The sequence below is a fragment of the Marinobacterium marisflavi genome, from assembly GCF_982447095.1.
In genome coordinates, this window is record NZ_OZ457898.1 from 84,906 (window position 1) to 108,092 (window position 23,187).

Here is a 23,187-nt window from a genome sequence, read left to right on the forward strand (position 1 = left end):
GCTCTGCCTCCTTTATGCCCCAACAAGAGAACCCACCTCGCCGACCCTACCTTGCTCGCGGAGCGGGTGTGATTCGTTGCGTGAGTTGTCATCTTCCACAGCAGAGCTGTATCTGCGAGTTTCGCAATCAGGTAAGCGCAGAGGTCGAGTTTGTTGTATTGATGCACCGCAATGAGACCTACAAGCCCACCAATACCGGGCGTTTAATTGAAGCAACGATCGCCAATACGCATGTTATTCAGTGGGTGTCCCGCTCTGACCCTGGAGAGCCGTTGGAAAGGCTGTTGGAGGATCCTGCATATCAACCGATACTGGTATTTCCACCAGGGGATGGTTATCGCGAACGGATGATCAAAACGCCTTTTGCGGCAGAGCAGGCGGGTAAGCCGCTGCTAATTTTACTTGATGGTACCTGGCGACAGGCGCGGCGGATGTTCCGTCTCTCGACCTACCTGCAGAATCTACCGGTGATCAGTTTAGATCAGGTGCGCAGCTCTACCTATGCTTTGCGTAAGGCGATTCATGAAGGTCAGTTGTGTACGGCCGAAGTTGCCGCAGCGCTGCTGCATCAATTGGGTGAAGATAGCGCAGGTGATGCATTAGAGACCTACTATCAGAAGTTTAATTCGCACTACATCGCTTCTCGCCGTCGTTGGGCCAAACGCGACTCAAATACCGGCGAAACCTACGATCTGTAAGAGCGATGTAGCGCACAGCGCTATTTCGCGAAATAAGCCCTTTGCGTATTACCCTTAAACGAACTGCACATACAAAAAAGCCCGGACAGTGCCGGGCCTCTTTTGCTTTCCGCTCAATTACTCAGCGGCGGCTTCAGCGTTTTCGCCTTCGCCCTGTTCCGCTTTGTGCTGCTCCATCAGCTGCTGCAGCTTCTGCTGGTAGAGTGCGTCAAAGTTAACCTGCTGCAGCATCAGAGCTGGGAAGCTCGCTTTAACTGCCAGGTTGTCGACTGCTTCACGTGCATATGGGAACAGTAGGTTTGGACAGTAAGCGCCCAGAGTGTGGTGCATCTGTGCAGGCTCGAAGCCTGAGATCATAAAGATTGCTGCCTGGTGAACTTCGATCAGGAATGCAGTCTCTTCACCAACTTTAACGTTGACTGTCAGAACCAGAGTGACCTCGTAGTGGTTCTCATCCAACTGCGCGTTCTTGGTGTTAACTTCGAGGTTAACAGCTGGAGCCCAATGCTGGTTGAAAATTGCAGGTGCGCCCGGGCACTCGAGTGATGCATCTTTAAGGTAGATGCGCTTCATACCAAACTGTGGCTGTGGAGCCTGTGCTTCTTCTGACATTGTTCGTTCCTAAAACTTATCTTAGTTATTGTCGTTGCTGTTCTTCGCCAGCAATTCATCAAGTTGACCGCTACGCTCTAACGCGTAGAGGTCGTCACATCCGCCCACATGTACTTCATCGATAAATATCTGTGGGACGGTTCGTCGGCCACTGCGCTGCATCATCTGAGCGCGCAGAGCGGAATCTTGGTCGACATCAATCTCATTGTACTCAACCCCTTTGGAGTCGAGCAGCATCTTGGCCCGCATACAAAAACCGCACCAGCGTGATGAGTAGAGATCGATATTCATGGGGCTGCCCTTACTTGGAGACGACAGGCATATTCTGCCCACGCCATTCAGTTATGCCGCCAGATAGACGCACTGGGTTAAAACCAGCAGCCTTGAGTTTGCGACAGGCCGTGCCGGCAGTCTGACCCATATTGCAGACCACAATGATCGGCTTCTCCTTGTGAGAGTTAAGCTCGCTCATGCGACGGTCTATATCTGCCAACGGCATATTGATTGAGTTAGCGATATGGCCTGCGCCAAACTCTTTCTTCGCTCGGATATCAATAACCACCGCATCCTCTTTATTGATCATGCGCGTCGCCTCTGCTGGAGAGGCCGATTTACCGCTCTTCTGACGCTCAGTAAAGATCAGCATCATTAGGGTAAAGACCCAAGCGAGCACTAACAGAGGGTTATTGCCGATAAAATCGAAGATGTTTTCCATGGAGCATCCATCTGTACAAAAAATTATGGGGCAGAAGTATACCCTGACCGGCGCCTCGGTATAAGAGTTTGAGCCAAATTAAGCCGCCAGCGCGTGGCCTTGCGGCGGCAGAATCGGTAAGATTCACACAACTTAAGTCTTAGATGCTGAGAAGAGAGCAAATGACCACCCCAAAACAGACAAAAGCGCTGATTATTCTTGATGGCTATGGCGTAGAGGCGACTGAATCCTCTGCCGTCGCTGCCGCTAACACCCCTGTGTGGGACCGCCTGTTGAGCGCTAATCCCAATTCGCGTATCCAGACCTCAGGCATGGCCGTAGGCCTGCCCGATGGTCAGATGGGCAACTCTGAAGTCGGACACATGAATATTGGCGCAGGCCGCACGGTCTACCAAAACCTCACGCGCATCACCAAAGCGATTGAGGACGGCGACTTCTTTGAGAATAGCGTGCTGTGTAACGCGATGGATGCGGCGATTACCAACGGTCGTGCCGTGCATCTGCTGGGTCTGCTGTCGCCGGGCGGTGTGCACAGCCATGAGGATCATATCTTTGCGCTCGCAGAGATGGCTGTAAAACGTGGTGCCAAAGCTGTCTATCTGCATGCCATCCTTGATGGCCGTGATATGCCGCCACGCTCTGCTGAGGCTTCATTGAAAGCGGCCGATGCGAAATTCGCTGAGTTGGGTGCGGGTGCAGTTGCTACGGTTGTCGGCCGTTACTTTGCCATGGACCGCGATAACCGCTGGGATCGTGTACAGCAGGCGTACGATGCTATGACGCTGGGTAAGGGCCAGCAGACGGCAAACTCGGCCGCAGAGGCGCTGGCCGCGGCCTATGCCCGCGATGAGAACGATGAGTTTGTCGCTGCAACGGTTATAACCGATGCAGCAGGTCAGCCTAAGGGTGTAGTTGCCGATGGCGATGCGCTGATCTGCGCAAACTTCCGTCCAGACCGCGCGCGTGAGATCACCCGCTGTTTTGTTGAAGGTGAGAGCTTTGACGGGTTTGCACGGGCGGCTAGGCCTAAGCTTGCCGACTTTGTGATGCTGACTGAGTATGCTGCGGATATCCCCGCCTCTTGCGCCTACCCACCAGAGAGCATCTCTAATGATCTGGGTGCTTATCTCTCCTCCATCGGCCGCACACAGCTGCGTATCTCAGAAACCGAGAAGTACGCTCACGTCACCTTCTTTTTCAATGGCGGTGCAGAGGCTGTGTACCCCGGAGAGGATCGTATTTTGGTGCCTTCTCCGGACGTGGCAACCTACGATCTGCAGCCTGAAATGAGCCTGCCGGAGGTGTCGGACAAGCTCTGCGAAGCGATTCGCAGTGGTAAGTACGACCTAATCGTTTCGAACTTTGCTAACGGCGATATGGTTGGTCACACCGGTAAGTTTGATGCCGCAGTGAAGGCCTGTGAAGCGGTTGACGCAGCGCTTGAGAAAGTACTGGCGGCGATGGCAGAAGTTGGTGGTGAGACACTGATCACCGCTGACCACGGCAACGTTGAGCTGATGGTGGACCCGAATTCGGGCCAGCCGCACACCTCACACACCACCTGGCCGGTAGCGCTCGTTTATGATGGCCCTCGCAACGCTTCGTTAAAGCTGCGTGATGGGGCCCTATGTGACCTGGCTCCGACACTACTGAAGCTGATGGAACTACCTCAGCCTGAAGAGATGACCGGCCAACCTCTGGCGGATATCTAAGTTGAAGCTTCGAGTTGCTGTGCTGCTGTTGGCTAGCTTGATCTGGCCAGCAGCAGCGCAGACTGCGTCTGAAACTGGCGCTGAACTCGAGCAGCTCAAACAGCAGATCGCCAAGCTAGAAAAGCAGATCGATGCAGAGTTGGGTGATCGCGAATCGCTGCAACGCCAGCTGCGTGCTAACGACAAAGAGATCGCCGACCTTACGTTGCAGCAGCAAGACCTGCAGTTGCGGATCAAAGCACTCAACAGTCGTGCAGGGGATCTCACTGCTCGTCGCGCGCAATTACAAGCTAAGATTGGTCAGAGTCGTGAGCGCCTACAGCAGCTGCTATTAGAGCAGTATCAGCAGGGGCAGCAGCCTCGCCTTAAGTTGCTCCTATCCAACCGCTCTCCTGCCGATCTTGACCGCATGATGCGCTACTACGAGGGGATTAGTTCAGCGGTCAAACACCAAGCCGATGCTTTTAACGCGCAACTGGAGGCACTGGCGACAACGAACGCTGATATTGATGCAAACGAGGCTGAACTGCGGGCTGAGGGTGAGCTCTTAGCTAAGCAAAAACAAGCAGTTGAGACGGCTAAGATTAAACGGGTTAAAACACTGGCCCGTATCAACAGCTCAATCGATAAGAAAAAAGGTCGCGTGGCTGAGCTCAACGCAGACGTCGCGCGATTGCAAAAGCTACTTGAGGATATCAATCGATCAGTCGATCTGATGGCGCTAGAGTCGGGCTCTGCCCCCTTTGATAAGAGCCGAGGCAAGTTACCTTGGCCGGTGCAGGGTAAGGTTCTGCAGCGCTTTGGTTCAGAGCGCAGCAGAGATGGGGTGGTGTTGGCGGTGGATGCCGGTAAAGCCGTTTATGCCATCCATCCAGGCCGCGTGGTATTCTCGGAGTGGTTGAGGGGTTACGGGCTTCTAATTATCGTTGACCACGGCCAGGGCTACATGAGTCTGTATGGCCAGAATCAATCTCTGATGCGTCAGACAGGGGATTGGGTCGGCGCTGGAGACGCCATTGCAGTTTCTGGAAATAGTGGTGGTTATGCCCAACCGGCCCTCTACTTCTCGATCCGACACAATGCCCAAAGTGTCGACCCGATGAAATGGCTTAAGCGATCATAGCGAGGTAAGCATGTTCAAACTCCGTCCACTGATGCTGGCAACAACGCTGGCTCTAAGCACCCCTGTAGTGCCAGTTATGGCGGAGGAGTCCGAGCAGCTGCCACTTGAAGAGCTGCGTATGTTTGCTGAGGTGTTTGGCCGCATCAAGAGTGCCTATGTTGAACCGGTGACGGATGAGCAGCTCCTAGAGGATGCCATTCGCGGTATGGTCGCAGGCCTCGACCCTCACTCCTCCTACCTGGCTCCCGATGACTTTGGCAGTTTGCAGGAGAGTACTTCTGGGCGTTTTGGCGGCTTGGGGATAGAGGTGGGTATGAAGGATGGATTCATCCACGTTATCTCACCGATTGATGATACTCCGGCTTCGCGAGCAGGCCTTCAGTCGGGCGATCTGATCATCAAGATTGATGATACCCCAGTACAAGGCATGGGCTTGAGCGAAGCTGTAGACCTACTGCGCGGTGAGATTGGAACCAGCGTGCGTCTATCGATTATGCGTGACTCTGCTGATGCACCTTTTGAGGTGGAGATTGAGCGTGCGGCGATCAAATCCTCAAGCGTGAAGAGTCGTCTGCTGGCAGATGGATACGGTTATGTGCGCATCAGCCAGTTCCAAGCTAATACCGGTGAAGAGCTCAACAGCGCAATTGCGAAAGTCAGTGAAGCTCAGCCGCTAAAAGGGTTGGTTGTGGATCTGCGAAACAATCCCGGTGGCGTGCTTCAGGCGGCGGTCGATGTCTCTGATGCGTTTCTAAATGAGGGGCGAATCGTCTACACCGAGGGGCGTCTGGAGCGTTCAGAACTGAGTTTTGATGCCAATGCTGATACCGCAGTGCCGATGGAGACACCGGTTATCGTGTTGATCAATGGCGGTTCAGCCTCGGCTTCAGAGATTGTGGCCGGTGCACTGCAAGATCAACAGCGGGCGGTAATTTTGGGTACCCAGAGCTTCGGCAAAGGGTCTGTGCAGACGATCTTACCGCTTTCTGAGGATCGTGGAGTTAAGATTACCACCGCCCGGTACTTCACCCCCTCAGGCCGCTCTATTCAGGCGCAGGGGATAGTACCGGATGTGGTTGTCGAGCGGCGCTCGTTGACGGATGCGGATACACCCGAGGTGGATATCGTGCGCGAACGCGATCTAACCGGTCATCTGGAAAATGGTGACGAGAGCAAACCGGTTGCCGAAGAGCTGAACGGCGAAGATTTCCAACTTTACCAGGCCTACACCCTACTGAAAGCCTTGAATATCGTCAGTAAAAGGTAGGAGTGATGTAGCGCGCAGCGCTATTTCGCGATATCGCTCCCTTATCGCTATGGGTCGCTATGGGTCGCGCAATACGCTTTGCGTACAGCGCTTCTACAGCAGCTTTTACATCTACTCGTCAATCTTACCCGGCGCGCAGACAATCCAGCCGGCAAGGTTCTGTAGCGTTATAACGGCAATGATTCCCCAGACCACAAGCGTCCACTCGTGGCTGAAGTCGTAGATAGCACCCACCAAGCTTGGTGTGACACTGGCTCCCAGATATCCCAAACCCTGTACCATTGCCGATAGCGCCGTAGCTTGGCGCATATCGTGAGTTTTGATCGCGAACAGCACCAGCGCCATACTCAACGAACTACCCCCGTAAATACCTAGCAACGATACCCACAGCTCAGCAAATTTCTCTGGCATCAGTAGCAAGCCAAACATGCCGGCCAACCCAGTGATCAGAATCATTAGAATTAGGCCGCGTTGCGACTGCATACGCGAGGCTAATACTGGAATTATAAAAGCCGCAGGCAGACCAACGAGTGCTAGCAGTGAGGTTAGAGAACCTGCATAGACATCAGTGTAACCACTATCCATCAGAAGACGCGGTAACCAGGTCGCTAAAACATAGAAGACCGAGGACTGCAGTCCCATAAAGGCAGTCAGTGCCCAGGCTTTAGGGAGTCGCCAGACACTCGCGCTCGGTGTCGGCATGTTTTGTGGGGTGAAGCGGACCCGCAACATAGGTAACCAAACCACCGCTGCGAGCAACGGGAGCAGAGCCCACACAACCATAGGAGCCTGCCAGCTATCAAAGTAGTCGCGCATCGGAATGGCACTGACAATACTCAGTGTGGCACCCATTGTTAGAACGACGGTGTAGAGGCCCGTCAGCGAACCGCTCTGTTTCGGGAAGAGCCCCTTCACCAGTCCAGGGATCAATACGTTCAGGACAGCGATACCGGTACCCATTAACAGGGTGCCAAGCAGCATAATTGGGAAGTTGATCAGTAGTCTCAGTGCTGCGCCCGCAGCGATCAGCAGGGTCGCCCCAAGTACCACTTTTAGAGGTTCTATTCTGCGGGCGAGCGAGGGCACAAGCAGCGAAATTAAACCGAAGCATATCAGCGGTAGCGTCATCAACATGCCGAATGCCGAAGCACTAACGCCGAGGTCAGCACGCATGTCGGCGACGATGGGCCCAATAACTACTAGGCCGCCGCGCAGGTTCGCTGCCGCTAGCATCAGCGCAAAAATAGCGCCTACAAAAGCCCAACGCCGATTATCGAAATGTCCAGTCTGCACTTATACGCTCTTCGTTCGGAACAGCCCTTGGGCTAAGCGTGTCCACTGCTCCGGCCAGAACTCTGTTGGGCGGCGACGGAAATCCGTGCGCACGTATTGACGGATGCGTCCTTCAGCCGTCGCAATGATCAGGTTGGCCGCGGAACCGGCTGGAATCTCCGTGCGTGAACCATCGCGCATCTCCGCTTCGCGCAGGACTTGTTTGATCTGCGTTTCGAGCCGTTCGAACAGTTGATTAACTTGCGTGCGCAGGCGTTCAGTTTCACCAGCGAGCGCATCGCCCGCGAGAATACGAGCCATACCAGGGTTCTTCTCAACAAATGCCAGTAGCAGGGTCATCATCTGTTCGCACTGGCGTGCGGCCCCGGCATCGGATTGAACAATCAGTTTAACGCGCGTGAAGATCGTCTCTTCGATAAAGTCGATCAGCCCTTCAAACATGCGTGCTTTGCTGGGGAAGTGACGATAGAGTGCCGCCTCGGAGACACCTACCTCTTTTGCTAGTGCGGCAGTCGTTATGCGCTGGCCGGGGTTGCTCTCCAGCATGCCCGCCAGTGCCTGCAAAATCTGCTCGCGGCGCGAGACTTTTAGTTCGGTCATGCTCCAACCTTTAAGTTCTTGTTAGTGATCAGTGTACCCACACCCTCATCGGTGAAGATCTCTAGCATGCAGGAGTGCTCAACACGGCCATCGATAATGTGTGCCGAGGTCACGCCTGACTTAACCGCGCTCAGTGCACAGTCGATTTTTGGCAGCATACCGCCGTAGATCGTACCGTCTTCAATTAGCTCATCGACCTGTTTAGGAGAGAGGCCAGTCAGTACTTTACCGTCCTTGTCCATGAGGCCGGCGATATTGGTCAGCAGAATTAGCTTTTCAGCCTGCAGTACCTCGGCAACTTTGCCAGCAACCAGGTCGGCATTGATGTTGTAAGAAGCACCATCTTCGCCGACACCGATCGGGGCAATGACTGGAATGAAGTCGGACGCTACTAGCATCTCTAGTACCTTCACGTTGACGCGCTCAACTTCGCCGACATGACCGATATCAATAATTTCAGATGCTGCCATCTCCGGTGTTTTATGCTTCACCACCAGTTTGCGTGCGCGCAGCAGGTCACCATCTTTACCGGTCAGGCCGATTGCTTTACCGCCGGCAGAATTGATCAGGCCGACAATCTCTTTGTTTACCGCGCCACCAAGCACCATCTCAACCACATCCATGGTTTTAGAGTCGGTTACGCGCATGCCGTTAACGAAGTGCGACTCGATTTTTAGCTGTTCCAGAAGTTCACCGATCTGTGGGCCACCACCGTGGACAACAATAGGGTTTAAGCCGATCAGTTTCAGCATGACGATGTCGCGTGCAAAGCTCTCTTTGAGCTTGTCGTCAGTCATTGCATTACCGCCGTACTTAATCACCAGCGTCTTGCCAACAAAACGTTGGATGTAGGGCATCGCCTCTGAGAGGACATTTGCTGTGGAGATCGCTTGATCGCGGTTGAGTGGCATGTCTGCCTCCTGAGTTGTCAGTTAAAAAGCTCGATCGCGCATTCATTTGCGCCTATCTGAGCTAAACTTCGGTTAAATATCGTAATTATCTCGTTTATTCTCTCGCGGCTGTCCGCTTCGAAACGCACCACCAATGCCGGTTCGGTGTTGGACGCGCGCAAAAGCCCCCAGCCATCCCCGAATTCAACACGTAATCCATCGATGCTGATCAGTTCGCGGGCCCCGAATTCAGTACTCTCAAGCTGGCGCACAATCTCAAATTTGCGTTCATCGGCAACTTCAATGCGCATCTCCGGCGTGCTGACACGTTGAGGAAGAGAATCAATCAGCTGATCCAGTGTTTGACCCTTGCGTTGCAGTAGCTCTAGCAGGCGTACCGCAGTGTACAAGCCATCATCAAAGCCGTACCATTCGGCAAAGTAGTAGTGGGCACTCAGCTCGCCGCCACAGAGTGCGCCGCTCGCCTGCATAAGGCGCTTCATCGGAGAGTGGCCGGTACGGCCGATCTGTATGACACCGCCTTTAGATTCAATCTCAGAGCGTACTAGGGAGCTGCACTTTGCATCCATCAGCACCAAGCCCTGCTCTTGTTCAAGGATATCGCTCGCCAGCAACATAAGAAGTTGGTCGGGCACCAAGATACGACCGCTAGCGCTAATTGCGACCACGCGATCTGCGTCGCCGTCGAGCGCAAATCCGATGTCTGCTTTCTGTTTTACGACTGTACGCTGAAGTTCCAGCAGGTTGCTGGCAATGCAGGGGTCTGGTGAGTGGTTAGGGAAGTCTCCGTCCACATCGGCAAACAGCGGGCTCAGGCGGGTGTTGAGGCGCTTGAATAGCATCTCCGTGACTGGGCCGCCAATACCATTGCCGCAATCGATGACTACCTTCATCCCCGGTTTAAGGTCAAAGCGCTGAGCAATGGCGTGTACGTAAGAGGCGTTCTGCGTCTGCTCACGTAGTTTGCCTGCACCCGAGTGCAACTCGTCGCTGCAGCCAAGGGTGGCGAGCTCGCTAATCTCATCATCCAGTAGGGCGCGGTTGTTAAGAATCAGTTTTAAACCGTTCTGATCGCTGGGATTGTGACTCGCGGTCAGCACAATGGCGTTCATAGTCTCTTGCTGTGCTGCGGCAAAGTAGACCACTGGCGTGGCGCAGAAGCCGCAGTCGAGTACATCTGCGCCACCTTCGCGTAGCCCTGCAACCAAGGCTTGTTTGAGTTCAGGGCCGGAATTGCGGCCATCGGCGCCGACGCACACCTGAGCGTCATTTAACCCTCTGAGTTGATGGGCATAAGCGCGACCGAGCCAGTAAACCGCCTGAGCGGTTAACTGGGTAGCGACTCGACCGCGGAAGTCGTAGGCACGGACTATTTCCCGGTCTATTGCCTGTAGGGGCTGGCGAAAGTCAGTGCTCATTGGCGCCCATCAGCTCGGCAATCTGTTCGATCAGCGTCCGCGCAAGTGAGTGTTTACTGTCTCGTGGGAGCTTGAAATCACCCGCAGTACTGACGAGTGTGACCTCGTTCTCATCAGCGTTAAAACCGATGCCGCTCTGAGAGACATCGTTGGCGATTACTAGGTCTAAGCTTTTTCGCTCTAGCTTTGAGCGCGCATAAGTAAGCACGTTCTCAGTCTCTGCCGCGAAGCCGACGGTAAAAGGTCGGTTAGGCAGTGCGGAGACGCTCGCGATAATGTCTGGGTTTTTAACCAGACGCAGTTCCATCAGCTCCTCTTGCCCTTTCTTAATCTTCTGATCGGCTACAGCTACGGGTCGATAATCGGCCACCGCAGCTGCTCCAATAAAGATGTCAGCGGAGGGCGCGACTTCGAGAGCGGTTACTAGCATCTGTTCAGCAGACTCTACGTTGATGCGCTGCACACCTGCCGGAGTCTCCAAGCTGACTGGGCCAGAGATTAGAATAACTTCAGCGCCGGCTTTGGCAGCGGCCGCCGCTAGGGCGTAACCCATCTTGCCGGAGCTGTGATTTGAGATGTAGCGCACAGGATCTAGCGCCTCGCGAGTCGGGCCCGCTGTAATGCAGACACGCACGCCATTCAGATGCGGTTTTCCGAAGGCTTCAGCGGTAAGTTGGGCGAGCTCTGTAGGCTCCAGCATGCGTCCAGGCCCTACATCGCCGCACGCCTGTTCACCCGCACCGGGTCCCCAGAGCTGCACACCCTGAGCCGATAGACGCTGAGCATTCTCTTGCGTACGCGGGTCGCGCCACATCGCTTGATTCATGGCTGGGGCAATACAGATAGGTGCATCGCTCGCCAGACAGAGCGTTGTTAACAGATCATTAGCCATGCCGTGGCTGAGGCGTGCCATAAAATCGGCACTGGCCGGGGCTATCAGAATCAGGTCGGCCCAGCGAGCCAGTTCAATGTGGCCCATTCCCTGCTCAGCTTCGGGGTCCAGAAGGCTCTGATGCACCGGGTTGCTAGAGAGCGCCTGCAGCGTCAGCGGCGTGATGAACTCAGCGCCCGCCGCAGTAAGTACGATGCGCACATTGGCGCCGGCGCCGACTAGTGCACGCGTCAGTTCCGCACTCTTATAGGCAGCGATTCCACCCGTGATTCCAAGCAAAATATTGCGGTTAGTAAGTCTATGCATACCCCGAAAGCCCAGTCATAGCTGAATTGGTTAGGAGGTGGAGAATAGCACCTATACTGAAAACCAAGCAATCTAGAAGCGTGCACAAGGAGGTGCAGAGATGAAGATTCAGAACTGGCCGGCCGCCGAACGGCCACGTGAACGGCTATTGGCCCAGGGCGCAGCGGCACTCAGTGATGCCGAACTGCTGGCACTCTTTATCGGGCAGGGGCTACCCGGACAGAATGCTGTTGAGCTGGCGCGAAGCTGGTTGGCCAACCATCAAGACCTAGCAGGACTGTTAGCGTTAGATAAAAAAAGCTTCTGCCATCTCAATGGTGCGGGTAGTGCTCGCTATGTATTGCTGCAGGCGGCACTGGAGCTCGGTCGACGTGTAATCAGTCAGCCGCTATTGCGTGGTAACGCGCTCTCAAACCCGGAGCAGGTGCAGCAGTTCCTGCAGCTTCAGATCGCGCGCTCCCCGCGTGAGCACTTTGGTGTGCTTTTCTTGGATACTCAGCATCGCGCTCTGCATTGGGAGGTGCTTTTTAGTGGAACGCTCAATGCGGCGGCGGTTTACCCGCGTGAAGTAGTGAGGGCTGCTTTGCAGCAGGGTGCCGCCGCAGTGATATTGGCGCACAACCACCCCTCGGGCGTTGCAGAGCCCTCATTGGCCGATCGACAGATCACCGAACGGATTCAGCAGGCGTTGGCACTTGTGGATATCCGCACCCTAGATCATCTGGTGCTGGGCGCTGGCGTTACTGTCTCGTTTGCCGAACGTGGTTGGCTCTAAGATCTGTTTGACCTCGCGCCGGTGGTGATTATTTGCACAAAAGAGTGGCGTATAGAGGGGTACTTGTGTATTATTGCGCGCCTCTGTCTCACTGGTACGGGATTTTTGTCTCGTTTTCGGACGCTCCGCCTGAGGCTACAGCGAGTTTAAGTGCAGTAGCCAATAAAGATCTGACAGGGTTAAGAAAACATTATTAACTGAGGTTTTAAAATGTCTCGAGTATGTATGGTTACTGGTAAGCGCCCAGTAACGGGAAACAACGTTTCTCACTCACAGCGCAAAACACGTCGTCGTTTCCTGCCTAACCTGCACTGGCACCGTTTCTGGGTAGAGAGCGAAAACAAATTCGTTCGTCTGCGCGTCTCTTCTAAAGGCATGCGTATCATCGACAAGAAAGGCATCGATGCCGTTCTTGCTGAAGTCCGTGCAAACGGCAACAAAGTTTAAGCAAAAGGAGCTAGATCATGGCTAAAGGCGCACGCGAAAAGATCCGACTGGTTTCTTCTGCTGGTACAGGTCACTTCTACACCACAGATAAGAACAAGCGTAACACTCCAGACAAGTTCGAATTCAAGAAATACGATCCTGTTGTACGCAAGCACGTTATCTACAAGGAAGCTAAAATCAAGTAATTGATTTTGCTTCTAAAAGAGCCCGCACTCAGCTAGTCTGACTGCGGGCTCTTTTGTATATGGATGTACTTCTGCTGCGAAGGACAGGATGCCCGAGAGCAGCGCCCTCGATTCATAACTGGGCCTTTGAGTAATCTATGCACCTCTCTAACAATTTCACCCGCGCAGTCCCCTTTCTCTTTGTTGGTCTATGGAGTACCGGCTTTATTGGTGCCCGCTGGGGTTTGCCTTACATAGAACCGTTCAACTTCCTGTTCATCAGGATGTTGCTGACACTGGTCGCCTTTCTCGGCCTGATCTTGTGGTTTAAAGCGCGATGGCCGACGTTAAAGCAGAGTGGCCATCAGATGGTGACCGGTAGTCTTATCCATGCCGGTTATTTGGGCGGAGTCTTTGCGGCGATTAAGTTAGAGCTACCAGCGGGCGTTGCGGCGATTATCGTCGGTTTGCAGCCCCTGCTTACGGCATTTCTATCAAAGTACTTTTTGGGTCAGTCACTGAGTCAGCGCGGCTGGATTGGACTATGGCTGGGACTAGTCGGCGTGGTGGTCGTGCTCGGTTCGGGCGTGTTTGAACATCAGTTTGAGGTGCATCCGGGAGCGCTAGCGGCCGCGCTTGTCGCGCTCTTCAGTATCACGATTGGCACCCTTTACCAGAAACGCTTTGGCGGCGGTGTTAACCTGCTAACCGCCTCATTTGTGCAGTATATAGCGACGGCGATCTGGATGGGGCTGTTAACCTTTAGTTTTGAAACCCGTGAGATCATTTGGGACCCACACTTGATGGGGGCTCTAGCCTGGCTGGTATTTGGACTGTCAGTTAGCGCAATCTTGCTGCTGCTATTTATGATTCGTGAAGGTGAGTCGGCCAAGGTGGCCAGCTATTTCTACCTGGTACCTATGGCAACGACCGTAGAAGCTTGGATGCTCTTTGATGAGCAATTATCGATGCTGGCGCTGGCGGGTATAGCGGTTACCGTGATGGGTGTTTATCAAACCCAGCGAGCGATAACCGCTAAGGTCTGAGTTAGTCGACAGAACAGCTCATATCTTGGCCGCAGCACATCGGTGATTTGATCTTACCGTGGCCGTTCGGACAGCTAGAGATCTGTACTTCGCTACCATCTTCTAGTTTTAGACTGCCGTTTTCTAGTGGTGCATCGCAGTGGCCGCACGTTGCGTTAACAGACATGCCACAAACTTTACATTCGTATGTTGCCATGAGGTTGTTCCTCTTTATCGTTGTTCTTGAGTGTTGATCACTTATCTAGTTTAGACCTTTTCGTAATATGGTTCCTAGGTGGGATGGGACTCCTATCGAAAAGAGGTAGAATTTGATCATTAAACTTCCACTCTTAGGTGTAGTCAGATGAAAAAAGTGATGATGTTGGGTTCGGGTGAGCTCGGTAAAGAGGTTGTAATTGCGTTGCAGCGTTTGGGGCACCATGTGATCGCCTGTGACGCCTACGAAGGAGCTCCTGCCATGCAGGTAGCCGATACCTACGAGGTCTTCTCTATGCTTGATGGTGACGCGCTAGACGCCGCTGTAGCTAAGCACCAGCCTGATATTATCGTCCCTGAAATCGAGAGTATCCGCACCGCCCGATTCTATGACTACGAGGCTCAGGGCATTCAGGTAACGCCGAGTGCCAAAGCCGCCAACTTTACGATGAACCGTAAATTGATCCGTGATCTGGCAGCTAAAGACTTAGGGCTTCGTACAGCGCCCTACGACTACGCCACAACCTACGAGGAGTTTGAGGCTGCAGTTGCGAAAGTGGGTATTCCTTGTGTGGTTAAACCGCTGATGTCGAGCTCCGGTAAGGGGCAGTCTGTAGTTAAGAGTGAAGCGGATATGCGCCATGCGTTTGAGTATGCGCTTGAGGGGTCGCGCGGCGATTTGAAAGAGATGATCGTCGAGGGCTTTATCGATTTTGATTTTGAGATCACCCTGCTGACGGTAACCCAGAAGAGTGGCGAAACTTTGTTCTGCTCTCCGATCGGTCACCGCCAAGAGCGCGGTGACTACCAAGAGAGTTGGCAGCCTTGCTATGTCGAGCCTAGCCAACTTGAGGAGTGTAACCAGATGGCTAAGGCGGTCACTGAAGCACTGGGCGGTGCTGGTATTTGGGGTATCGAGTTTTTCATCTCTAAAGATGCTGTCTACTTCTCTGAATTGAGCCCACGCCCACATGACACCGGTATGGTGACACTCGCCGGCACACAAAACTTTAATGAATTTGAACTCCATGCCCGTGCGCTCTTGGGTCTACCGATCCCAGCAATTGAGCAGCGTTATCCCGGTGTGAGCGCCGTGATTCTGGCCTCGCAGGCGGGAACTCCGAACTTCTCTGGGGTTGAGGAGGCGTGTGCATACCCACAGGCGGACCTGAAGATTTTTGGCAAGCCAACTACGCGTCCTTATCGTCGTATGGGTGTAGCGCTAGCTTACGACCGCACCGGTGAAGAGAGTATGGATCAACTGCGCGCACGTGCTGCTGAAATCGCCTCTAAAGTGAAGGTGCATTAACAGCGTGCCCGAATTACCTGAGGTTGAGACTACCCGCCGAGGGATTGAGCCCCACATTGGTCAGCGGCGGGTCACCGACGTGCGCGTGCGCCAACCAATGCTACGTTGGGCTGTGCCGACTAATCTAACTGAGCTGTTGGTTGGCGAGCAGGTGCGCGCGGTTAAGCGTCGCGGAAAATATGTGCTGGTTAACTTTGATACCGGCGATCTGCTGATTCATCTGGGGATGTCGGGTAGCCTGCGTGTGTTACCGCAAGAGACAGTGCCGGCCAAGCATGATCACGTTGATATAGTCTTTGATACTGGCATGATGATTCGGTTGACGGACCCTAGGCGTTTTGGCGCTGTACTCTGGCAACCCAGCGGTGAGGTGCATAACTTGCTAGCTTCGCTCGGGCCAGAACCCTTGACCGATGCATTCGATGTCGAGCATCTAGCTAAAGCCTGCAAGGGGCGTTCGCAAGCGATCAAGCTGTTGATCATGAACTCGCATGTTGTCGTGGGCGTCGGTAATATCTATGCCAATGAGGCGCTGTTTCGCGCAGGAATCGATCCGCGGCGCGCTGCGGGAAAGATTTCGAAGGCCAGGCTGGCGCGCCTCGTGGGAGAGATTAAAGCGGTTCTGGACTATGCTATTAAGCGTGGCGGCACCACACTGCGCGACTTTCTCGCGTCGGACGGTAAGCCCGGTTACTTTGCCCAAGAGTTGCTGGTCTACGGCCGAGCGGGTCAGCCCTGTAAGAGCTGCTCTAAATCGCTGAAAGAGATACGTCTTGGTCAGCGTTCAACGGTATTTTGTACCCACTGCCAACGGTAAGCCTGTGACCCAAGCACTGCTTCAGGTACCACCAAGCGTCGATGCGCTGCAGGTCAGTATGCGCCAGGGGCTCGGGATTACCGGGATACTTGAGCTGCGAGAGTGCTGGCTATTTGAAGAGCAGCTTCATGTTGAGATCTATCCCCGTTCACACACAGCCCCTACACTGATTTTCCTGCCCGGCATTGGTACTTATGTTGAGCTCTATGCTGAGCTACTAAGTGCGCTGCACAATCGCGGTTTCAATGTCGTCGCGATCGATCCACCGGGCCATGGTTTTTCGGCGGGGCAACGTGGCCGCTTCGAAGTCATTCCATTTGTGCAACAGATTAGTCGGCTAGTCGATGAATTGCAGCAGCGATTTACCGGCAGTTGGGGTGCTTATGGCTACTCGATCGGAGCAGTCAGTGCACTGGCTCTGGCCGAACGCGATGAGCGCATAGAGACGCTGGTATGCGGTACCTTATTACTCAGTGAGTTTCCACCGGATCTGCTACATGCGCTGGGCTGGTCTTGGACATCAATGAGTGCGGTCTGGTTCCCGAGTGTCTGTGTGCCGCTGCGAAGTTTTATTGATTTCGAGACGCTGCTGGGCAGTCACCCAGCAGGGCGCTGGATCAATCAGGACCGGCGCATCGTTTTTGATTATCCGTTGGCAACCTTGGCAAACCTTTTTAGCCATAAGTGCGGTATTTTGGATCGCACGTACCCGTTTAGACTCTACCTTTTGCAAGGTGATCGTGACGAGGTGCTCTCAATTGACTATGCGCAGAAAGTGAAGGAGGAGTCTGAACATCCTATCCAATTAGAGGTTGTTGCCGGGGCTGGGCATATGTTGCCTTGGGATGATCCAGAGGGTTTGGCTAAGCGGGTTTGGGAGTGTTTTTAACAAAGGACTTATGTGGGAGGTTTATTCGGCGTAGCCGAATGACGCGATAGGATTCTGGCCTACGATGCCTTTCTCTCTGCGGGCCGAAAATGAACGGTGGCCTACGACGCCGCGCTCTCTTCGGGCCGAAAATGAACGGTGGCCCACGACGCCGCTCTCGCACATCCATGTGCTTCGCGGCATAAGTACATCCATGTACAAAAAAAGGGCACTCGAATCCTTCGAGCGCCCTCGGATGAGATCTTCCTTTATCCTTGCAGCCTTATCCGCATTCTGCGTGACCCTGATCGCCGCGTAAAATCTCAAAAAGTATCAATCCTTGATTGCTGGCTAATCCTTAACCAACGATCCACACGTGTAGATTAAACAATTCACCGATCTGCAGATATTGGAATAGTTCCTAAATTCCGATTTTTTGGAATAAATGATTCATCTTTAGTCTTATATCGAACAGGTCGTCTATTTCAATCGTTGCAGACAGGCATCCAACGTCGCACCTAAAAGCTCTGCGGGTTATACTCTGCGCACTCTAATTAACTAGCCTTTTGAGGTGTAAAGTGGCCTTCGATCCTAGTCAGCGTGCCTTTCCGTCCACCCGTATGCGCCGGATGCGTGCCAATGAATTTTCACGTGCGATGATGCGCGAGTCGCAGCTCACACCGGCGGACTTTATCTACCCTATGTTCGTAATTGAGGGCGAGGATTGTTCTGAAATTGTCCCATCAATGCCGGGTGTTGAGCGCCTCAGTATCGACCGCCTGGTCAAAGCCGCGTGCGAGGCATGGGATCTGGGTATACCAGCAGTCGCACTCTTCCCCGTCACCCCTCTGGACGTTAAGTCCCTGGAAGCGGAAGAGGCGTGGAACCCGGAGGGGCTTGCCCAGCGTGCAGTGCGCGCGATTAAGGCAGCCTGTCCGGAAATTGGTGTTATTACTGACGTGGCGCTGGACCCATTCACGACTCATGGCCAGGACGGCATCATTGATGAAGAGGGTTATGTTCTTAACACTGAGACAGTGGATGCACTGGTAAAGCAGGCACTGTCTCACGCTGCGGCAGGTGCTGATGTTGTCGCGCCAAGTGACATGATGGATGGCCGCATCGGTGCTATTCGAGAAGCACTCGAAGCGAACGGCTTCATCAACACGCGTATCCTCGCTTACTCAGCGAAATATGCCAGTGCATACTATGGGCCTTTCCGAGATGCAGTAGGCTCGGCGGGTAACTTGGGTAAGGGCAACAAGTACTCCTACCAGATGGATCCTGCCAACTCGAATGAGGCGTTGCATGAAGTCGCACTAGACCTAGCCGAGGGCGCCGATATGGTGATGGTGAAGCCTGGCATGCCCTACCTCGACATCGTACGCCGTGTGAAAGCAGAACTTCAGGTGCCCACTTTTGCTTACCAGGTGAGCGGCGAGTACGCCATGCATATGGCTGCTTTCGAGAAAGGCTGGTTGGATGAGGAGTCGGTGATGCTGGAATCTCTGCTGGCGTTCAAACGCGCTGGCGCCGATGGCATCCTGACCTATTTTGCCGTCAAGGCGGCGCGTCTATTGAACAAAGCTTAAGTAGGCTTAGAGAAGTTCTGCAAAGCCCCGGCGATAGTCGGGGTATATGAGCTCATAGCCTGTCGCACGCAATCGGGTGTTGCGACAGCGCTTACTCCCACCACGCTGTATCGGTACCTCTGATTGAATCTCCACGCCCATCCGCTGTGCCAGCCAATGGGTAATCTCACCGATCGGGCTGGGCGCATCGTCACTTGCCAGATAGACCGGTTCTAGCATCTCGCCTCGCGCATCCAGCTGTACTAGGTGGGTAATAAATCCAGCGGCGTCGTCGCGATGAATTCGGTTGCTGTAATGCAGCGGCTCCATAGGCGCGACCTCGCCGACACGCACTCGATTAAGTAGATGCATACGACCGGGGCCGTATATGCCCGAGAGCCTGACGCGGGTTACAGCGGGATGGGCAGCTGCGAGCGCGAGTTCACCCTGCAACAGCCGTTTACCGAAAGGATTGCTAGGAATAACCTCGCTCTCTTCGTCGATCCACTGATGCTGGTTCTGTGCATAGACTCCCGTAGAACTCGTCAGTATTACCCGCTTGGTAGGTTGAGGCAGCGCGGCCAAAATTTTCAGTGGGCCATCGACATAGATTTTCTGATAGATATCGAGATCACGCGACTTCGCGGCGGCGGTGTAAAGCAGATAATCAACTTGCGGTAATTTTGGTGGCGCATCGCCGTTTAATAGGTCATATTCTATTGGAACCACTGAAGTTGATAGCTGGTCTATATTGCGGCGCATGCCGTAAACGCGTAAGCCTGCGGCGCTCAAGCGCTCGGCAATTGCGTTTCCCAAGTCTCCGCAACCGGCAATAAGAACAGATAACTGCGCCACTTAAACCACTCCTTTTAGTCGCTCACACTGAGGTTTTGGCTAGGGTAGCAGAGGATAGCCTATGACGCTTACTGAACTTCGCTATATCGTCACACTCGCCCGTGAGCAGCACTTTGGCCATGCGGCCGAACGCTGTTTTGTTAGCCAGCCAACCCTCTCAATTGCGGTGAAAAAGCTTGAAGATGAGTTGGGTGTGGCTCTATTTGAGCGCAGCAAGAATGCGGTACGAGCGACTCCGGTGGGTGAGCGTGTGGTAAAGCAGGCTCAGAAAGTGCTGGAGCAGGCGGATGCCATCAAGGAGATCTCCAAAGAGGGTAAGGACCAGCTAGCCAGTGCGATTCGTGTTGGTGCGATCTACACCATCGGCCCTTATCTTTTTCCAAAACTGGTACCTGAGATGCAGCGCATCGCACCGCAGATGCCGCTCTACATTGAAGAGAACTTTACCGAAACACTGCGCCATAAACTACGCAAAGGCGAGTTGGACGCGATCATCATCGCACTCCCTTTCCACGAGCCAGATGTGCTGACTCGGCCCCTATATGACGAGACCTTTAGTCTGATTACGCCGAAAGACCACCCTCTGGTTGCTAAGGGTGAGGTGGATAGTACCGAGTTGAACGAGTTGAGCCTGCTACTGCTGGGCGAAGGGCACTGTTTTCGTGATCAGGTTCTGGAGGCCTGTCCTTCAATCAATCAGTCATTCCACGATCAGCACCGGGTGACCGAGGGTAGCTCGCTGGAGACCATCCGCATGATGGTGGCTTCGGGTTTAGGCACCTCTGTGTTGCCAAAATCGGCCATTGAGGGGCATCCAACCCAGGGGATGGTTGAAGTTTTGCCCTTTAAAGCGCCGCAGCCACAGCGTACAGTAGCTCTAGGTTGGCGAGCTAGCTTCCCGCGTCCACAGGCAATAGACGCGCTGGTAAACGCCATTATCAAGTGCCACGGATCCAATTGACACCAGACTAATGCCCGTTACAGCTATTGCGGAGCGCCCAGTTACCGATCTGAAAGGGGTCGGTACAGCGCTCGCACTCAAACTGCAGCGCCTAGGTATTCACCAGCTGCAGGACCTGTTCTTTCATCTTCCTGCTCGCTATCAGGACCGCACGCGCCTCTCTGCGATGGGTGGGCTGATGCCGTCGATCGAGGCCGTAGTCGAGGGTGAGGTACAGCTCTGTGATATTCAGATGGGGCGACGTCGTGCGCTGCTCTGTCGATTACACGATGGCACGGGTTCTCTCACGCTCAGGTTTTTCCACTTTAATGCTGCTCAGAAGAATCAGCTCTGCAAAGGCGCTCGCGTGCGCTGCTTTGGTGAAGTACGCCCGGGTCCAGCGGGATTAGAGATGGTGCACCCCGAGTATCGCGTGCTCAAAGCGGGCAAAGAGGAGCCGCTAGAGCAGGCCCTTACGCCAATTTATCCCCTGACTGAAGGGGTAACGCAGAGTCGTTTACGCAGTCTAATCCTACAAGCGTTGGAGATGTTAGGTAGCCAGCCGCTTGATGAGCTGGTACCCGAAACGGAGCTGAAACGGCGCAACTATCCTGCTCTAACCGATGCAATTCACTACCTGCACAAGCCTCCTGTTGATGCCGATCAGCAGGCGTTGTTAGCCGGCAGTCATCCAGCGCAGCGGCGTTTGGCGTTTGAAGAGCTGCTGGCGCATAACCTGACCTTGCGTCAGGCGCGCACCAAGATTCAGCGCTACGGTGCTCCACCACTTAAAGCGACCGGCCGTCTCAGCCGTCCCTTCCTAGATCAGTTGCCCTTTCAACTAACCGGTGCACAGCTGCGAGTTGCGCGCGAAGTCGCCCGTGATATGAATAGCGAGCAGCCTATGCTGCGTCTAGTTCAAGGTGATGTCGGCTCGGGTAAAACAATGATCGCCGTTTTGGCGGCCCTTCAGTCTATCGAAAACGGTCGGCAGGCTGCTGTGATGGCACCCACCGAGATACTGGCAGAGCAGCACTATATAAATTTCAAAGGCTGGCTCGAGCCGATGGGGCTCAAGGTGTGTTGGCTGGCGGGTAAGGTGAAAGGCAAGGCCCGTGCCGCGGTACTTACAGAGATAGAGAGCGGTGAGGGCCAGATTATTGTCGGTACTCATGCACTGTTTCAGGATGATGTGCATTTCAACGACCTAGCGATGGTGGTGATTGATGAGCAGCACCGCTTTGGCGTTGATCAGCGCTTGAGCTTGCGTGAGAAGGGACGCAAAGACGGAACACTGCCGCACCAACTGATTATGACTGCAACGCCGATACCGCGAACCTTGGCTATGAGCGCCTATGCCGACCTCGATTGCTCGATCATCGATGAACTACCGCCAGGGCGTACACCGGTTAAGACCCTTGCAATAGATGATTCGCGCCGCGCAGAGGTGATTGAGCGAGTGCGTCAGGGCTGCTCGCAAGGCAAGCAGGCCTATTGGGTCTGCACGCTGATCGAGGAGTCTGAAGCGCTGCAGTGTCAGGCGGCTGAAACCACTGCCACGGAGCTCGCCGAACTCCTGCCGGAACTGCGTATCGGTTTGGTACATGGGCGTCTTAAGCCGGCTGAGAAGGCTGAAATCATGGCGCGTTTTAAAGCGCATGAGCTCGATCTGCTGGTGGCAACTACGGTTATTGAGGTGGGTGTTGATGTACCCAACTCCAGTCTAATGATTATTGAGAATCCTGAACGTCTTGGTTTGTCCCAGCTGCACCAGCTGCGTGGGCGGGTAGGACGCGGTTCACAAGAGTCTTTCTGCGTTCTGATGTATCATGCACCGCTATCGCAGCAAGGGCGCGAGCGAATCGCGGTGATGCGTGAAACTACTGACGGTTTCCGCATTGCCGAGCGTGACCTCGAGCTCCGCGGTCCGGGCGAGGTACTAGGCACCCGCCAGACCGGTATGATGCAGTTTAGAATCGCTGATCTACAGCGCGATGCGGATTTGATGGAGGCGGTGCACCAGTGTGCCGTGCATATCAGTAGCGAGTCGACTCAGGCACTCGCTCTTGGCCGCCGCTGGATAAGCGATGCAGAGCAATACGCACAGGTTTAATAGATGCAACCCACGATACAACAGCTAGCCATAGTTAAAGAACAGATCGGCCGCGAGCCGCGTGGAATCGCAGCCGTTGCGGTTGCTAACCCCGAGGGCGTGCCGCTGGTGCTGCAGATGCGCTCGCTGGTTAATGATAAACCCTTCCCGACCCTTTACTGGCTCTGCAGCCGTGACCTGAGCCGCGAGATCGGCCGCATAGAGATGACCGGTTGGATCAAGCGTTTCGAAGAGGAGCTGGCGGATGACGCAGAGCTGCGGGCCACTTTTCATCAACAGCAACAGGGCTACGTAGATCGGCGATGGGAGCTAATGGACCCCTCGGATCGCGCGCGTTTAGAGGCGCTGGGCTACACCGATATGTTCAACAACGTCGGTATAGGCGGTATCAGCAGCTGGGATAAGGTGCGCTGCCTGCATATGCAGTACGCTCACCATCTGGCTGGCGACAACTTAGTCGGCCAACGCCTCGATGCCGAGTTCAAATTGAACGAACTGAAGCCTCAGATCTAGTAAGAAATGAGATGGACCCACCCACTC

At 54.2% G+C, this 23,187-nt stretch carries 25 protein-coding genes; 15 read left to right on the forward strand and 10 right to left on the reverse strand.

Annotation, left to right across the window (positions count from 1 at the left end):
* Positions 1 to 80 precede the first annotated feature (80 nt).
* A complete protein-coding gene (locus AC1WNR_RS00410; protein WP_481642585.1) occupies positions 81 to 698 on the forward strand; it encodes a tRNA-uridine aminocarboxypropyltransferase in 618 nt (205 codons plus the stop codon).
* Positions 699 to 815: 117 nt separating this feature from the next.
* Here AC1WNR_RS00410 and secB read toward each other — a convergent pair whose 3' ends face one another.
* The 3 genes from secB to AC1WNR_RS00425 are packed head-to-tail and all read right to left on the reverse strand — an operon-like array spanning position 816 to position 2,025.
* A complete protein-coding gene (secB, locus tag AC1WNR_RS00415) occupies positions 816 to 1,310 on the reverse strand; it encodes a protein-export chaperone SecB (RefSeq protein WP_481642586.1) in 495 nt (164 codons plus the stop codon).
* A gap of 21 nt (positions 1,311 to 1,331) precedes the next feature.
* A complete protein-coding gene (grxC, locus tag AC1WNR_RS00420) occupies positions 1,332 to 1,601 on the reverse strand; it encodes a glutaredoxin 3 (RefSeq protein WP_481642587.1) in 270 nt (89 codons plus the stop codon).
* 10 nt (positions 1,602 to 1,611) lie between these two features.
* The gene (locus AC1WNR_RS00425) at positions 1,612 to 2,025 is read right to left on the reverse strand and encodes a rhodanese-like domain-containing protein (RefSeq protein ID WP_481642588.1); all 414 of its coding nucleotides are present in this window, start codon (positions 2,023 to 2,025) and stop codon (positions 1,612 to 1,614) included.
* A 161-nt stretch (positions 2,026 to 2,186) separates the two neighbouring features.
* Between AC1WNR_RS00425 and gpmI the strand changes: the two genes are divergently transcribed.
* Genes gpmI through AC1WNR_RS00440 form a run of 3 tightly spaced genes read left to right on the forward strand, consistent with a single transcriptional unit; the run spans position 2,187 to position 6,127 of the window.
* Positions 2,187 to 3,737: a 2,3-bisphosphoglycerate-independent phosphoglycerate mutase gene (gpmI, locus tag AC1WNR_RS00430; RefSeq protein WP_481642589.1), complete on the forward strand. Its 1,551-nt coding sequence runs from the start codon at positions 2,187 to 2,189 to the stop codon at positions 3,735 to 3,737.
* 1 nt (position 3,738) lies between these two features.
* Complete coding sequence (locus AC1WNR_RS00435; RefSeq protein ID WP_481642590.1) at positions 3,739 to 4,860, forward strand: murein hydrolase activator EnvC family protein; 1,122 nt, start codon at positions 3,739 to 3,741, stop codon at positions 4,858 to 4,860.
* A gap of 10 nt (positions 4,861 to 4,870) precedes the next feature.
* The gene (locus tag AC1WNR_RS00440) at positions 4,871 to 6,127 is read left to right on the forward strand and encodes a S41 family peptidase (protein WP_481642591.1); all 1,257 of its coding nucleotides are present in this window, start codon (positions 4,871 to 4,873) and stop codon (positions 6,125 to 6,127) included.
* A gap of 111 nt (positions 6,128 to 6,238) precedes the next feature.
* Here the strand turns inward: AC1WNR_RS00440 and AC1WNR_RS00445 are convergent, their stop codons facing one another.
* Genes AC1WNR_RS00445 through coaBC form a run of 5 tightly spaced genes read right to left on the reverse strand, consistent with a single transcriptional unit; the run spans position 6,239 to position 11,547 of the window.
* Positions 6,239 to 7,420 (reverse strand): CynX/NimT family MFS transporter, encoded by a 1,182-nt coding sequence (locus AC1WNR_RS00445; RefSeq protein ID WP_481642592.1) that lies wholly within the window; start codon positions 7,418 to 7,420, stop codon positions 6,239 to 6,241.
* On the reverse strand, positions 7,421 to 8,020 hold the full coding sequence (slmA, locus tag AC1WNR_RS00450; RefSeq protein WP_481642593.1) for a nucleoid occlusion factor SlmA: 600 nt from the start codon (positions 8,018 to 8,020) through the stop codon (positions 7,421 to 7,423).
* Entirely contained in the window at positions 8,017 to 8,931 is a 915-nt protein-coding gene (gene argB, locus AC1WNR_RS00455) for an acetylglutamate kinase (protein WP_481642594.1), read from the reverse strand. Before argB ends, slmA begins: the two co-directional genes overlap by 4 nt.
* Positions 8,932 to 8,948: 17 nt before the next feature.
* Positions 8,949 to 10,349, reverse strand: a complete 1,401-nt coding sequence (locus AC1WNR_RS00460; protein ID WP_481642595.1) for a phosphomannomutase/phosphoglucomutase — start codon at positions 10,347 to 10,349, stop codon at positions 8,949 to 8,951.
* The gene (gene coaBC / locus AC1WNR_RS00465; protein WP_481642596.1) at positions 10,339 to 11,547 is read right to left on the reverse strand and encodes a bifunctional phosphopantothenoylcysteine decarboxylase/phosphopantothenate--cysteine ligase CoaBC; all 1,209 of its coding nucleotides are present in this window, start codon (positions 11,545 to 11,547) and stop codon (positions 10,339 to 10,341) included. Before coaBC ends, AC1WNR_RS00460 begins: the two co-directional genes overlap by 11 nt.
* A 100-nt stretch (positions 11,548 to 11,647) precedes the next feature.
* Here coaBC and radC point away from each other — a divergent pair, with 100 nt between their 5' ends.
* From radC to AC1WNR_RS00485, 4 genes are all read left to right on the forward strand, one after another.
* On the forward strand, positions 11,648 to 12,322 hold the full coding sequence (gene radC, locus AC1WNR_RS00470; protein ID WP_481642597.1) for a RadC family protein: 675 nt from the start codon (positions 11,648 to 11,650) through the stop codon (positions 12,320 to 12,322).
* A 210-nt stretch (positions 12,323 to 12,532) separates the two neighbouring features.
* On the forward strand, positions 12,533 to 12,769 hold the full coding sequence (gene rpmB, locus AC1WNR_RS00475; RefSeq protein WP_481642598.1) for a 50S ribosomal protein L28: 237 nt from the start codon (positions 12,533 to 12,535) through the stop codon (positions 12,767 to 12,769).
* 17 nt (positions 12,770 to 12,786) lie between these two features.
* A complete protein-coding gene (gene rpmG, locus AC1WNR_RS00480; RefSeq protein ID WP_027854336.1) occupies positions 12,787 to 12,954 on the forward strand; it encodes a 50S ribosomal protein L33 in 168 nt (55 codons plus the stop codon).
* Positions 12,955 to 13,091: 137 nt separating this feature from the next.
* A complete protein-coding gene (locus AC1WNR_RS00485; protein WP_481642599.1) occupies positions 13,092 to 13,979 on the forward strand; it encodes a DMT family transporter in 888 nt (295 codons plus the stop codon).
* A gap of 1 nt (position 13,980) precedes the next feature.
* Here AC1WNR_RS00485 and AC1WNR_RS00490 read toward each other — a convergent pair whose 3' ends face one another.
* A complete protein-coding gene (locus tag AC1WNR_RS00490; RefSeq protein ID WP_481642600.1) occupies positions 13,981 to 14,175 on the reverse strand; it encodes a hypothetical protein in 195 nt (64 codons plus the stop codon).
* Positions 14,176 to 14,322: 147 nt separating this feature from the next.
* Between AC1WNR_RS00490 and purT the strand changes: the two genes are divergently transcribed.
* From purT to hemB, 4 genes are all read left to right on the forward strand, one after another.
* Complete coding sequence (purT, locus tag AC1WNR_RS00495; RefSeq protein WP_481642601.1) at positions 14,323 to 15,483, forward strand: formate-dependent phosphoribosylglycinamide formyltransferase; 1,161 nt, start codon at positions 14,323 to 14,325, stop codon at positions 15,481 to 15,483.
* Positions 15,484 to 15,487: 4 nt separating this feature from the next.
* Entirely contained in the window at positions 15,488 to 16,300 is an 813-nt protein-coding gene (gene mutM / locus AC1WNR_RS00500) for a bifunctional DNA-formamidopyrimidine glycosylase/DNA-(apurinic or apyrimidinic site) lyase (protein WP_481642602.1), read from the forward strand.
* Positions 16,257 to 17,189: an alpha/beta fold hydrolase gene (locus AC1WNR_RS00505; RefSeq protein WP_481642603.1), complete on the forward strand. Its 933-nt coding sequence runs from the start codon at positions 16,257 to 16,259 to the stop codon at positions 17,187 to 17,189. The genes mutM and AC1WNR_RS00505 overlap by 44 nt, the downstream gene beginning before the upstream one ends.
* A gap of 557 nt (positions 17,190 to 17,746) precedes the next feature.
* Positions 17,747 to 18,760 carry a porphobilinogen synthase gene (hemB, locus tag AC1WNR_RS00510; protein ID WP_481642604.1) on the forward strand — a complete coding sequence of 338 codons (1,014 nt, stop codon included), beginning with the start codon at positions 17,747 to 17,749 and terminating at the stop codon, positions 18,758 to 18,760.
* A 6-nt stretch (positions 18,761 to 18,766) separates the two neighbouring features.
* Here hemB and AC1WNR_RS00515 read toward each other — a convergent pair whose 3' ends face one another.
* Positions 18,767 to 19,594 (reverse strand): SDR family oxidoreductase, encoded by an 828-nt coding sequence (locus tag AC1WNR_RS00515; protein ID WP_481642605.1) that lies wholly within the window; start codon positions 19,592 to 19,594, stop codon positions 18,767 to 18,769.
* 61 nt (positions 19,595 to 19,655) lie between these two features.
* Here AC1WNR_RS00515 and AC1WNR_RS00520 point away from each other — a divergent pair, with 61 nt between their 5' ends.
* The 3 genes from AC1WNR_RS00520 to AC1WNR_RS00530 are packed head-to-tail and all read left to right on the forward strand — an operon-like array spanning position 19,656 to position 23,160.
* A complete protein-coding gene (locus tag AC1WNR_RS00520) occupies positions 19,656 to 20,555 on the forward strand; it encodes a LysR substrate-binding domain-containing protein (RefSeq protein ID WP_481642606.1) in 900 nt (299 codons plus the stop codon).
* A gap of 10 nt (positions 20,556 to 20,565) precedes the next feature.
* On the forward strand, positions 20,566 to 22,647 hold the full coding sequence (gene recG / locus AC1WNR_RS00525; protein ID WP_481642607.1) for an ATP-dependent DNA helicase RecG: 2,082 nt from the start codon (positions 20,566 to 20,568) through the stop codon (positions 22,645 to 22,647).
* A 3-nt stretch (positions 22,648 to 22,650) separates the two neighbouring features.
* Complete coding sequence (locus tag AC1WNR_RS00530; protein WP_481642608.1) at positions 22,651 to 23,160, forward strand: DUF501 domain-containing protein; 510 nt, start codon at positions 22,651 to 22,653, stop codon at positions 23,158 to 23,160.
* The last annotated feature ends 27 nt before the right edge of the window (positions 23,161 to 23,187 follow it).